Consider the following 12,169-nt stretch of genomic DNA (forward strand, 5'->3'; position numbering starts at 1 on the left):
TGTTTTGGGTGTGATTCTAGCAATACGCCGTACTATTGTCAAACCTTCTTCTTTCCTGCCCCGGTGCCTGGCGGGCTGCAGCAGCCCGCCGTCCTCATGCCCCACGCCGTCATCTGCACAACGGTTCCGGCGGCTTGATGTTCACCCACGCGCAGCAGCCCGAAATGCATGAGCATGCGGATGATTCTTTTATCAAAAACGGCTTCAGGACTGTCGTAGTAAAAAGGCTTAATGAATGGACCGATTTGTTCGAACAAGGATGCCTGCGGTACCCAGCTTTTTGCGCAAATGGAGGTCCAATATATGAGAGAAGATATATTGGGGACCGCCCCCTTATACAGTCTTAACCAAAACCTGAATAACTGTATCAGTTCTTCCTCGGTCGGAATATCAAGCGCTTCCTCCCCCTTTGCTGTCAACACAAGGAGGCCGCCTGCTTCAGCAATCCACTTGCGGTAAAAGGCGTAATCATACAGCAGGGCCAAGCGGTCCGGATAGTGTTTGAAAAATCGCCCGTAACCGAAACGCCAGCCACCTTTACCAAGCAGAGGCTCCGCAACATGCAGATGCTCCATCATCTGCTGCTGGGTGCGGCGATACATCACACCTTCGGGATTCAGCACAATCTCGTGCGAGCCAATGAAGCGCAGCATCAGCTTTAAATCCTCCCCAAGCAAATGCCCCTCGTCTCTGTAAACCGCAGGCTCGTCCGTGCTCTCGATCAGTTCCCGCATATGCTGCCTGGTCACTTCGCTCAGACGCTGTTTTAAATCGGCAGGCACCTGAAACAGATACCGGGTATGATTCGTCGAACCGTTGAACAGCCAGCCTGCGCTGCGAAGACATGTGACCATTTCCCGTGGCGTAATTTCCGCCTCATCATCCAGAGCCTGTCTGGCCGCCGCGATCAGCTCTTCCATGCCGAAATATGGCCGTTCATCAAACAGCAGCGTATTCAGAAACCTGCGGTACGGTAATGGCAGATTTCGTACCTGTTGCTCAAAAAAATCGCGCCGTCCCAGCTTTGTGAGAATGCCTTGAATTAATTCATGCTTGGAGTTCGGTTTGCATTCACATTCATAGTGGCTGGCAATCCTATTCAATTGGCCGATGTCGGCATAAGTTAGCATTTCCGCCAGATTCATAGGTTCATTGCCCCCGCCGCCCTCCAGATGGTTTCTGCCAAACTCCGGTAATCTGAGCTGTCTAGAATCAGCTTTGACCGATTGCGTGCTTTCTAAACCTAAATTTATCCATAAAGTCCGAAGCCGCAGTACATGAATGCAAAAAGGCCGGGAAATGAGTGCAAGCAGCTCCTTTCCTCAGCCTTTTATTCCAAAAAAGGATGTCCTGCAGCAGAAAAATCCGCTTTGAGACATCCCTGATATGTCACACACCTGTGAAACGAAGTGAAGTTGCTGCTTACTGCTAAAGGAGGTGCTTGGTGCAGTTGTAAAGCACAGGAGACCATTCCATATCCTGTCGTTCCAGAATCGTTAACGAAAGATTGCCGATTCTTTCGGAATGCTTGTCCTCATAGAGCGCTGTAAACAGTTGGGCAAGAAAAGCCCCGTGAGAGACCACAAGCAAGTTGCGGTCACGGTTCTCTTCCCATAGGGCCTTCAAAAATGTCAGCCCTCTCCGTCGCATCGCCTCTTCACTTTCCTGCCCCAGCTCCAGCAGATGCCAGTCTGCGCCCCATTTGTTCTCCCGCTCCGCCTGGGTCAGTCCCTCAACCTGACCGAAAGACCTTTCATTCAGACGGACATCCGGCTCCAGCAGCTCGATTCCCAGCATGGAAGCGATAATCTCTCCCGTCTCCCTGGCCCGGGATAAACCGCTCGTCACTACCGCGTCCCATTGATACGGCTCTTTCTGCAGACGCATGCCCAGCAATCTCGCCTGCTCCCGGCCTTCTTCATTCAAGGGAATATCGCTTTGGCCCTGAATTCTTCCAAGCACATTCCAATCCGTCAAACCATGTCTGATCAATCCTATCAGCATGTTCTTCCCTCACGTTCCCGTTTCTTGTAGTCTTTGGTGCTGGCTCTATCTTCTTACCCGGTGCACCCAGCCGATCGACAACAGCGCCAGAGCCACTGCCAGAAAGGACAGCACCATCCAGTATTCCGGATAGGCCGGGACAATATTGCCGATCAGCGGCTCCATAATACCGTTTATCGGTTCAGGAATAACCACCTTTATGCTGTCGGACACAGAATCGGCCCCCGCCACTCCAGTCGGCAGTATCCCCGACTGCTGTGCTCCGGTTGAAGTGTGCCCCTGGCCATTCCCCACCGGATGGCTGCTCATCGTCAAAACCAAAAAACTGCACAGAAAGATGGCCAGGAAACCGGCAATCCAAGCCGAAATGGATCTGCGCAACGCCGGACTGATACGGGAACGGCGGTTTTCACCTGGCACGAGCCAGGGCGATTCCGCATAAATCCGATCCATGACCCGGCGGTTGACGTTCTCCGCCTGTTCTTCTGTCACCTCATCGGGAATTTGAAGCATAGCCGAGCGGCTTAGCTGCCAGCCCGACCATTCCGCCGAACAGCGCTCGCAGTGCGCATTATGGTCTTCCACCATTCTGCGCCGCGGGTCTTGTTCGGGCAGATCTTTCAAAACACCGAACAATTCCTTAGCCTCCCTGCATTTCATCGGCTGCTCATTCCTTCCCTTTCCTCAAGTAGGGGCTCATAAAGATAAGGCTCCAGTTGATTCTTTACACTTGACCTGGCCCGGAACAAAAGCGACTTGACCGCGCTCACCGTTTGTCCGAGCACCTTGGCAATCTCCTGGTAGTCCAACTGGTCATACTCCCGTAAAATTAACGCGGAGCGTTGCTTTTCCGGCAGATTTTTAATCGCCTCCCGCACCATTTCAACCTGCTCAGTCCTTAATATCGCCTGCTCGGGAATGGCATCCGGAGGGGCGATCGGAGTATATCCGCTCTCCTCGAGAGGTACGCTGCCGCTGCGCTGCTTGCGCAGTTCGCTGAGCACCGTATTCCGCGCAATGGTATATAACCAGGTTGAGAAAGACGCGTCCACTTCCCGAAAGGAGTGAAGACTGCGATAAGCCTTATAAAAGGTTTCCGAGCACAAATCCTCGGCCATCATTTCAAGTCCGGAGCTTTTCAACATATGATACACGAAAGCCAGAATCTTCCGCTGATACCTTCTCATTAAATGTGAATATAATTCAATATTCCCTTGCTTAATTTCCTGAATCAACTGGGAATCCGTCATCATCCGAGTGAGACCCTCCTCGCCCATGTGCCTCCTCCCCGTTCGATCCTCTTTTATGTATTACCGAACAGGTTTGTAAAAGTTGCGCTCTCTTGTCTCTTCGCGCCCTATAAAGTACAGCTGCCATCTATGTTCCAAATTTTCCTCACCCATTGTACCATATATTAGCTGCAATCTAAAAGTTCCACAATGGGGTTCACCCTGTTGACATGAAAAAAGCAAAAAAAGACCACCCAGGCCAGAACCCAAGTGGTTACTACTATGTTGCAAGTAGTGGAGTTAAAGGATAGGAGTGGAGAGAAACCATACTGTACTTTTAGTATATGTATCCGTTTTCATTTTGTCAACGGTTTTTTTAAAGCGTTTTCTTTTTTTATAAAAAAATAGCCGTACTGCAGTGCATGCGCTGCGGTCCGGCTATTTCGCTTCGTTTAAACAACCACGTGGTAGCGCTGCTCGCTAAGCAGCTTTTTCGCTTTCTCCCAATCCTCTTCCTGTCTGAACGACAGCCGCAGAATGCCCGGCACATCCTCTCTGCTCTCGATAATCTGCATATTGCTGAGGTTGATGCGGTGATCGCCAAGCTGGGTAGCGATTTGGCCGATAATGCCGGGCGTGTCCGGAACATCAATGTACAGGTCGAATAAAGGAGTGATCATTCCCTTCCGCCGCTCAGGTAATTCGCTGCGAAATGCACCAGCCGTCCTGAATTCGTCCTCAATGCCTTCGCCGTCCCGTTCCAGCAGCAGACACGTAAAGCGCTCAATCTGCTCATTCCACTCCTGCAGCAGATTCAGCAGCACATCACGATTGCTGAGCAGAATGTCACGCCATACAATCGGGTCGCTGGAGGCAATACGCGTAATATCTCTGAAGCCACCTGCGGCAAGCACGCGGTAAAGCCCGTTCTCTTCATTATGCGTGCGCACCTGGTTTACCAGGGAAGCGGCGATAATATGCGGAAGATGGCTGATCGCCCCCACAATATCGTCATGCATTCCCGGCTCCACTCTTACAATCTGCGCACCGGTAAACTGCAGCAGCTTTTCAAGGGAGCTGCATACCTGCTCGGGAACATCCGCTGCCGGAGACAGCACATAATAAGCGTTTTCGAATAAAACGGCCGACGCGGCCGTAATGCCCGAACGCTCCGAGCCTGCCATCGGATGCCCGCCGATAAAATAAACACCGTCCCAAGGAATCTGCTCCGCAAGCGTGGTAATGGACTGCTTGGTGCTTCCCACATCGCTGATGATACAGCCTTTTTTCAGCGGAAGCTTGCTCAGCAGCAGCAGGTAGTGCTCAAGCTGCCCTACAGGCACGCACAGAAATATAAAATCGGCGTCCAGCGCCGCTTCCTCGACGGACAAAGTCGCAGAGTCAACGACTCCGCGGCTGACCATCGGTTCCAATAATTCTGGAAGATGGGCATGGCCTACGACGGTGATCCCCGGTTTGCCTTTAAAGCAAAGCGCGAGCGATCCTCCAATCAGGCCCACCCCAAATATAGCAATTTTCATGAATATCGTTCCTATCCGCGTTATTAAGGCTGCACCTTCATCTTTTCCAAGCCCAGCACCTGTTCAAGCGCGCTGATGAAAATTTCGTTCTGTGACTGGGAACCGACGGTTACGCGTATGTAGGTCGGATATTTCTCAAATCCTGCGCGGACAATAACCCCTTTTTGCAGAAGCGATTGGAATACTTCTTTGGAAGGTCGACCGGCATCCACCAGAATAAAGTTCCCGTGCGCCGGAAAAGCGGCAAGGCCCAGTCTCTTGAATTCTTTTTGCAAATATTCGATGCCTGCGGCGTTATTGGCCTGGCATTCCTTCACGAAGGCCTGGTCGCTAAGCGCTGCAATAGCAGCGGCCTGACCGATCCGCGATGTGTTGAAAGGCTCACGCACCTGGTTAATCAGCCGGATGACCTCCGGATGGGCGATTCCGTAGCCGACCCGCAAAGACGCGATGCCGTAAATCTTGGAGAAGGTACGCAGCACAACCAAATTGCTGTATCTTGACAGCAACGGGATACTGTTCGGATACGAGCTGTCTGTAACGTATTCGAAATAGGCTTCATCCAGAACAACCATGACATGCCCGGGAACCCGGTCCAGGAACAGGGTCAGCTCTTCCTCGGATACGATGGTGCCTGTCGGATTGTTCGGATTGCATACCCAAATGATTTTTGTCCGGTCATTGACATGGGAGAGCATGGCGTTCAGGTCGTGTACCCCATCCACAAGCGGAACCTCGACCGAGAGTGCTCCTTCAATATCCGCATTGCTTTTGTAAACCGAGAAGGTCTGGTCAGCCATAATGTTCTCGTCTCCAGGCATCAGGAAGGCTCTTGCAATCAGCGCGATGATCTCGTCCGAGCCGCAGCCGAAAATAACCTGATTCTCCTGCACTCCTGTATGACGCGTGAGCGCCTTGGTCAGCTCTACAGCACTTCCGTCGGGATAAAGACTCAAATTGGATAGTTCCGCCTGAATGGCCTCCTTGACTGCGGGAGAGCTCCCGTACGGATTTTCGTTGGATGCCAGCTTGATGACTTGATCCAGTCCGAGCTCACGCTTGACCTCCTCGATCGGTTTACCCGGCTGGTACACCGGTAAATTGCCAATTTGCGGTTTAGGCTGCACAGCCCTCGCCTCCTTGTCTGCAAAATAGGTTATGCTCTCAATTGTGCCACAAAGCTGCGAATTTGCAACAGTCCTTCCTTGCGGCGGGAAGGATCGCCCAGCAGTGGGATAGCTTCCTCCACCTGGCGCACAATCGCGCTGCCTACGACAACGCCGTCGCAAATCCGCGAGAAGCGCTTCACCTGTTCGCCGTTGGAAATTCCGAAGCCAACGGCGACAGGAAGATCCGTATGACGCTTCACGCGCTCGATAAACTGATCTACACCTTCAAAAAATGACGCTCTTTCCCCCGTTACTCCCAGCGAAGACACGCAGTATATAAAACCGCGCGCGTTGCGCACAATTCGTTCGATGCGCGTATCCGAGGTCGGCGCGACGAGTGGCACAAGATTTACACCGGCCTGCTCCGCCTGCTGTCCAAGCTCCTCGGCTTCTTCAACCGGCAGATCAGGGATGATGATGCCGCTGATTCCGTGCTGCTGCAAAGCCTCGAAGAACGTCTCCATTCCCATTTGCAGCACCGGGTTGTAATACGTGAAGAGAATAAACGGCATCCGAACCCCGGCTTCCCTTGCCTTATCCGCCGCCTCCAGACAGGTACGGATCGTAATCCGGTTCTGCAAAGCCCTCTCCGAAGCGCGCTGAATGACCGGCCCGTCTGCAAGGGGGTCGGAGTACGGAACGCCCAGCTCCAGCATATCCGCCCCGGCTTTCTCCAGCTCGCGGATAATGTCCACCGTCGTCTCCACATCCGGATCGCCGACCGTCAAAAACGGGATCAGCGCCGTCTTTTTTTGCTCACGGAGGCGTTTAAACGTTGCATCCATCAAGTTCACGACTGTCCGCCTCCCGTGTGTTTCATAATCGATTCCACGTCCTTATCTCCCCGTCCGGACAGGCAGATCACGATAATGTCATCCTTTGACATGCCGGGAGCCATTTTAACCACTTCTGCCACCGCATGGGAGGACTCCAGGGCAGGCAGTATTCCTTCCGTTCTGCACAGCAGCTGCAGCGCATCCAGCGCCTCGGCATCGGTAATGGGCACGTATTTGGCCCGCTGAATATCCTTCAGATAGGAGTGCTCCGGACCTACACCCGGATAATCCAGGCCTGCCGAAATGGAATGGGCTGGCTGCACCTGCCCATACTCGTCCTGCAGCAGATAGCTCATGGAGCCCTGGAAGACCCCGTGCGTCCCCTTGCTCATCGTTGCCGCGTGCAGGTCTGTATCCATGCCCTTGCCCGCCGCTTCGACACCGACGAGAGCCACCTCCTTATCCTCGATAAAAGGATAGAACATGCCGATGGCGTTGCTGCCGCCGCCAATGGCCGCGACGACGACATCCGGCAGCCGTCCTTCGCTCTCGAGGATCTGCCGTCGGGTCTCGTCCCCGATCACACGCTGGAAATTGCGGACCATCATCGGGTACGGATGCGGGCCGACCGCGGAGCCGAGAATGTAGAACGTATCATGCACATGACTGACCCAGTAGCGAAGGGCCTCGTTGCCGGCATCCTTCAACGTTCTGGACCCTGAGGTCACAGGGATGACCTCCGCGCCGAGCAGCTTCATGCGGAATACGTTCAACTGCTGGCGAACCGTATCCTCCTCACCCATGAAGACCTTGCACTCTAGTCCCAGCAAGGCGGCTACCGTGGCGGTGGCCACACCGTGCTGGCCTGCGCCTGTTTCGGCGATGACCTTATGCTTGCCCATTCTTTTGGCAAGCAGTCCCTGGCCGAGCGCATTGTTGATTTTGTGCGCCCCCGTATGGTTCAAGTCCTCGCGCTTCAAATATATTTTTGCTCCGTTCAGATGCTTGGTAAGCCGCTCCGCATAATATAGCGGGGTCTCCCTGCCGGAGTACTGCTTCAGCAGATAGTTCAGCTCTTCATTAAATTCCGGATCGTCCGCATATTTCCGGTAGGATTCCTCCAGCTCGATCAGAGCGTTCATCAGCGTCTCTGGTACGAATCGTCCCCCGAAAACGCCGAAACGGCCGTTATGATCAGGCAGTTGTGCCATGACGCTTCACCCTTTCCACGAATGCTGTAATTTTTGCGATGTCTTTGACACCGTCCGTCTCCACACCGCTGGATACATCGAGCCCTTCCGGGTCATAGGCCGAGATGAGCGCACCCGCGTTATCGGGAGTAAGACCACCGGCTATAAATAAAGGGATGCCGTGCATCCCCGCACGCTCGTGATAAGCAGGGATGGCCTCCCAGGCAAAGGTGCGGCCCGATCCTCCCCCATAGCGGGGATCATAGGTGTCCAGCAGGAAAGCGTCAACACGGCCTCCGTAGGGGTCCAGCCGCTGCGTGCCTGCCACAGCCTCATCAGGTCCTCCCTGAACCGGGAGCGCCTTGATCACCGACGTTCCGAGCCGCTCCTTGACAGAAGCGCAGAAAACGGGGCTTTCCTGGCCGTGAAGCTGGATCACATCCAGTTGCGCCATGTCCATAACCTCCTGCAGCTGCTCGATGTCCGGGTTGACAAACACACCTACGCTGCGAGGGCGGCGATCCGTTTTCCAATCCCCCAGCACCTTTATAAGCTCTGCCGCCTGCTCTGGGTCGACGCGGCGCTTGCTCTCTGCGAATACAAATCCGATATAATCAATATTTAAATGTACCATTGATTTTAGCACTTCAACGCTTTGAAGTCCACAAATTTTCACTTCTGTTTCCCGCACTGGGCTGCCCCTCCTCTCTTTCTTCATGCATCGTAAACTCAGCTATATTCAGCCTTCCATCAAATCATGGACAGCCTGGCCTACGTCCTGCCGCCGCATCAGATATTCGCCGACAAGCACGCCCTTTGCCCCTTTGCTGTACAGATACTCAATATCCTGCGGTCCGGCGATTCCGCTCTCGCTGATCAGGGTGACGCCTTCTGTGACCAACTCGGCTAGCTCCTCCGTCGTCTGCAGACGTGTTTCAAACGTCTTGAGATCGCGGTTATTGACACCGATCAGGGTTGCCCCAAGCTCAAGCACCATTTCCATTTCCGCTCTGTCATGCACTTCCACCAGCGCATCCAGCCCCGTTTCGCGCACAGTGTTCAGGAAGCGACGCATACGCTCCTTATCCAGAATAGCGGCAATGAGCAGTACGGCATCCGCTCCAAGGAGGCGGGCTTCGTAAATTTGCGCTTCGTCGATGACGAAATCCTTCCGCAGCAGCGGAAGTCCGACCGCCTGTCTGATTTCCCGCAAATAATCAGGACTTCCCTGAAAATAATCGACATCCGTCAGCACCGAAATACAGTCTGCCCCTGCAGCCTCATAGGCGCGGGCGATCTGGACCGGGTCAAAGTCGGGCCGGATCAGTCCCTTGGAGGGAGACGCCTTTTTGACCTCGGCAATCAGCCCCAGCCTCCGTTTGGGCCGGTTGGCCAGCGCATCCTCGAAGCCGCGCGCCGGCGGCATGTCCGCAATCGTCCGCTCCGCTTCAAGAATGGAAAAATGCTCCTTCAGCGCCGCTGTTTCCTTTTGCTTGGTAACCACAATTTTATCAAGATACATATTCGTATTCCCCCGTTGCCTGAATTAACTGCTCCAGCTTCTCCAAAGCTCTGCCCGAATCAATCGCCTTGGCCGCTCTGTGAACTCCTTCCTGGAGTGAAGAAACCTTACCTGCCACATAAATGCAGGCTCCCGCGTTGGCAAGCACGACATCCCTGTACGGCCCCTTCTCGCCGTTCAGAATGGTGCGGATGATGTCCGCGTTGTCCGCGGCATCCCCGCCGAGCACATGCTCAAGCGGATGACTGCGCAGCCCCAAATCCGAGGGGGTGATTTCATAGGTTGTCACCGCTCCATCCTTCAGCTCGGATACTGTTGTCGGTCCCGAAATGCTGATTTCGTCCAATCCCTCAGCGCTGCTGACGACCAGCGCGCGCTTGGACCCGAGCTGGTTCAGCACCGATGCGATCACTTCTGTCTTGCTGTTATCATAGATGCCGAGCAGTTGGCGGTCTGCCCCTGCCGGATTCGTGAGCGGGCCCAGCATGTTAAATACGGTACGGACTCCCAATTCACGGCGCGGTGCGGCGGCATACTTCATGGACGGGTGATACACCTGTGCAAACAGGAAGCAGATGCCGATTCTGTCCAGACAGTGTCTCGCCTGCTCGCCGGACAAATGAATATTGACCCCTAAGGCCTCCAGCACATCGGCACTGCCAGCCCGCCCGCTGGCGGAGCGGTTGCCATGCTTCGCTACCCGAACCGATTCCGCAGCCGCAATGATGGCCGACACCGTGGAAATATTGAATTTATGAATGCCTGACCCCCCGGTGCCGCATGTATCCAGCAGTTGCTCTCCGCTGACGGCTATCCTGCCGGCGTGACTGCGCATCGCCTCCGCAAAGCCGGTAATCTCGTCAACCGTCTCTCCTTTCATGCGCAGCGCCGCCAACAGTCCTCCGATTTGCGCCGGTGTCGCTTCCCCCGTCATAATCCGTTCCATGATGGCACGCGCCTCGAAACGTGACAAATCCGCCCCCTGCAACACTTGATTTAGCCCTGCCTGTATAAGATGCTGCCTTTCCACCGTATTTTCCTCCTTATCGTCCATAAAATTACGACTGTCAGCCGAATCCCGCCGGTTATCGGGAGTTGTACAGGTAATCCTGGTTCAGGACATCGCTCTCCCGCTTCGGCTGTGCGAACATGGCTTCTGCCGTACGAATCGCCTTCAGCATGGCTTTGGCCTTATTGACCGTCTCCTGATACTCGCTTTCCGCTACCGAATCCCAGACGATACCAGCGCCGGCCTGGACGTAAGCGCGGCCTTTTTTGAAGACAATGGTCCGAATCGTAATGCAGGAGTCCATATTTCCGGAAAAGCCAAGATATCCGATAGCGCCTGCATACGCACCGCGCGCTTCCCGTTCAAGCTCGGCAATAATTTCCATCGCCCGCAGCTTCGGCGCTCCCGACACGGTACCCGCAGGCAGACAGGACAGAAAGGCGTCGAAGAAATCCTTATCCTCGGCCAGACGCCCGGAGACGTTGGAAACGATATGCATCACATGCGAATAACGCTCAATTTCCATGAAGGTATCGCATTTTACCGTCCCGAATTCGGAAACGCGGCCCAAATCATTGCGGCCCAAATCCACGAGCATGAGATGCTCGGCACGTTCCTTCTCATCCTGAAGCAGTTCCTCGGCAAGCGCCCTGTCTTCTTCTTCACTGGCCCCGCGCGGGCGCGTACCCGCAATCGGTCTCGTCTCGACCCGCCCGTTCTCTACCTTCACCAGAGCCTCGGGAGAAGTGCCTACGATGATCTCTTCGTCCATTTTCAAATAATACATGTAGGGTGACGGGTTCAGCGTACGAAGCGTCCGGTACACCTGCAGCGGCGATACCTCAGTGTCGATATGAAAACGCTGGGACAGCACCACCTGAAATATATCCCCTGCCCGGATGTATTCCTTCGCCCGCTCAACATTGCTGATGAACTGCTCCTTCGTCAGGTTGGAATGGATTTCTCCGAGCTCAACATCGCCAGGCACGACGGCCGCACCGCCAAAATCTCCCACGACTGGCTCCCGCAGCCGCTCCGCCACCGCTTCCAGCTTCCGCTCCACCTCTGCATAGGCAAGCCTGATCTCCTCATCTGAAGCTCCCTGATGAATATGGACATTACCCACAAGCATCATCTGCTGCTTGACATGGTCAAAAACGATAAGCTGATCACAGAACATAAAGCGGATATCGTCCATATTGAGATCGTCGACAGCATGCTCCGGCAGCTTCTCATAATATTGGAGCAGATCGTAACCGAAAAAGCCGATGGCGCCGCCGGTAAAAGGAGGCATATCCTCAAGGCGCGGACTGCGGTAGCCGCGCAGCAGGGCTTTCAGAGACTCTACCGGTTTTCCTTCCAGCACCCGCTTCTCCCCGTTTTGTTCAAGCGTAATTCGCCCCTTTTTGCCGGAAATCATAAGAAATGGATCTGTCCCTATAAAAGAATAGCGTGCCCACTGCACCCCTCCTTCCACACTCTCGAGCAGAAAGGCCCGGTCTCTGTCCGCACAGCGGCGGAAAATCCGGATTGGCGTTTCCATATCGGCCAGCACCTTTTTGTATACCGGAATCAGATTGAAATCACCAGACATGGAAATCACTTGTTCAACACTTGGGGTTAACATGGGTTCACTTCCTCTCAAATTTGGAGCAGAATGAACTGAACATCAAAAAAAAGCCTCTACCGGCCGGTAGAGGCTTGTTCATCGTTGAAATTATAAGAATGC

Annotated in this window: 12 protein-coding genes; all 12 read right to left on the bottom strand. The window is 54.1% G+C overall.

The genetic code is table 11. The features are described 5' to 3' along the window. Window positions 1–38: 38 nt before the first annotated feature. Window positions 39–1,145, bottom strand: coding sequence for a hypothetical protein (locus ACE41H_RS04010; protein ID WP_375353503.1), 1,107 nt, complete (start codon window positions 1,143–1,145; stop codon window positions 39–41). A 283-nt stretch (window positions 1,146–1,428) separates the two neighbouring features. Then, window positions 1,429–2,004 carry a histidine phosphatase family protein gene (locus ACE41H_RS04015; protein WP_375353504.1) on the bottom strand — a complete coding sequence of 192 codons (576 nt, stop codon included), beginning with the start codon at window positions 2,002–2,004 and terminating at the stop codon, window positions 1,429–1,431. Window positions 2,005–2,049: 45 nt separating this feature from the next. Next, window positions 2,050–2,640: a hypothetical protein gene (locus ACE41H_RS04020; RefSeq protein ID WP_375353505.1), complete on the bottom strand. Its 591-nt coding sequence runs from the start codon at window positions 2,638–2,640 to the stop codon at window positions 2,050–2,052. A 20-nt stretch (window positions 2,641–2,660) separates the two neighbouring features. Beyond that, window positions 2,661–3,254, bottom strand: coding sequence for an RNA polymerase sigma factor (locus ACE41H_RS04025; RefSeq protein ID WP_511055479.1), 594 nt, complete (start codon window positions 3,252–3,254; stop codon window positions 2,661–2,663). A gap of 431 nt (window positions 3,255–3,685) precedes the next feature. Continuing rightward, window positions 3,686–4,774 (bottom strand): prephenate dehydrogenase, encoded by a 1,089-nt coding sequence (locus tag ACE41H_RS04030; protein WP_375353507.1) that lies wholly within the window; start codon window positions 4,772–4,774, stop codon window positions 3,686–3,688. Between the two features lie 23 nt (window positions 4,775–4,797). Next, the gene (gene hisC / locus ACE41H_RS04035; RefSeq protein WP_375353508.1) at window positions 4,798–5,901 is read right to left on the bottom strand and encodes a histidinol-phosphate transaminase; all 1,104 of its coding nucleotides are present in this window, start codon (window positions 5,899–5,901) and stop codon (window positions 4,798–4,800) included. 29 nt (window positions 5,902–5,930) lie between these two features. After that, window positions 5,931–6,737, bottom strand: a complete 807-nt coding sequence (gene trpA, locus ACE41H_RS04040; RefSeq protein WP_375353509.1) for a tryptophan synthase subunit alpha — start codon at window positions 6,735–6,737, stop codon at window positions 5,931–5,933. Then, window positions 6,734–7,930, bottom strand: a complete 1,197-nt coding sequence (gene trpB, locus ACE41H_RS04045; protein ID WP_375353510.1) for a tryptophan synthase subunit beta — start codon at window positions 7,928–7,930, stop codon at window positions 6,734–6,736. The genes trpA and trpB overlap by 4 nt, the downstream gene beginning before the upstream one ends. Next, window positions 7,914–8,600: a phosphoribosylanthranilate isomerase gene (locus tag ACE41H_RS04050; RefSeq protein ID WP_375353511.1), complete on the bottom strand. Its 687-nt coding sequence runs from the start codon at window positions 8,598–8,600 to the stop codon at window positions 7,914–7,916. Before ACE41H_RS04050 ends, trpB begins: the two co-directional genes overlap by 17 nt. Window positions 8,601–8,648: 48 nt before the next feature. After that, entirely contained in the window at window positions 8,649–9,431 is a 783-nt protein-coding gene (gene trpC, locus ACE41H_RS04055; RefSeq protein ID WP_375353512.1) for an indole-3-glycerol phosphate synthase TrpC, read from the bottom strand. Next, on the bottom strand, window positions 9,421–10,461 hold the full coding sequence (gene trpD, locus ACE41H_RS04060; protein WP_375353513.1) for an anthranilate phosphoribosyltransferase: 1,041 nt from the start codon (window positions 10,459–10,461) through the stop codon (window positions 9,421–9,423). Before trpD ends, trpC begins: the two co-directional genes overlap by 11 nt. Window positions 10,462–10,516: 55 nt before the next feature. Next, window positions 10,517–12,067, bottom strand: coding sequence for an anthranilate synthase component I (gene trpE / locus ACE41H_RS04065; protein ID WP_375353514.1), 1,551 nt, complete (start codon window positions 12,065–12,067; stop codon window positions 10,517–10,519). Between the last annotated feature and the right edge of the window lie 102 nt (window positions 12,068–12,169).

Source organism: Paenibacillus enshidis, assembly GCF_042136365.1.
Classification (GTDB): domain Bacteria; phylum Bacillota; class Bacilli; order Paenibacillales; family Paenibacillaceae; genus Paenibacillus; species Paenibacillus enshidis.

Excerpts from the sequence above, each read along its gene's own strand:
- trpB (WP_375353510.1), bottom strand. The coding sequence starts at position 7,930 with ATGGCACAACTGCCTGATCATAACGGCCGTTTCGGCGTTTTCGGGGGA.
- trpE (WP_375353514.1), bottom strand. The coding sequence starts at position 12,067 with ATGTTAACCCCAAGTGTTGAACAAGTGATTTCCATGTCTGGTGATTTC.
- ACE41H_RS04015 (WP_375353504.1), bottom strand. The coding sequence starts at position 2,004 with ATGCTGATAGGATTGATCAGACATGGTTTGACGGATTGGAATGTGCTT.
- ACE41H_RS04010 (WP_375353503.1), bottom strand. The coding sequence starts at position 1,145 with ATGAATCTGGCGGAAATGCTAACTTATGCCGACATCGGCCAATTGAAT.
- ACE41H_RS04030 (WP_375353507.1), bottom strand. The coding sequence starts at position 4,774 with ATGAAAATTGCTATATTTGGGGTGGGCCTGATTGGAGGATCGCTCGCG.
- trpC (WP_375353512.1), bottom strand. The coding sequence starts at position 9,431 with ATGTATCTTGATAAAATTGTGGTTACCAAGCAAAAGGAAACAGCGGCG.
- ACE41H_RS04025 (WP_511055479.1), bottom strand. The coding sequence starts at position 3,254 with ATGACGGATTCCCAGTTGATTCAGGAAATTAAGCAAGGGAATATTGAA.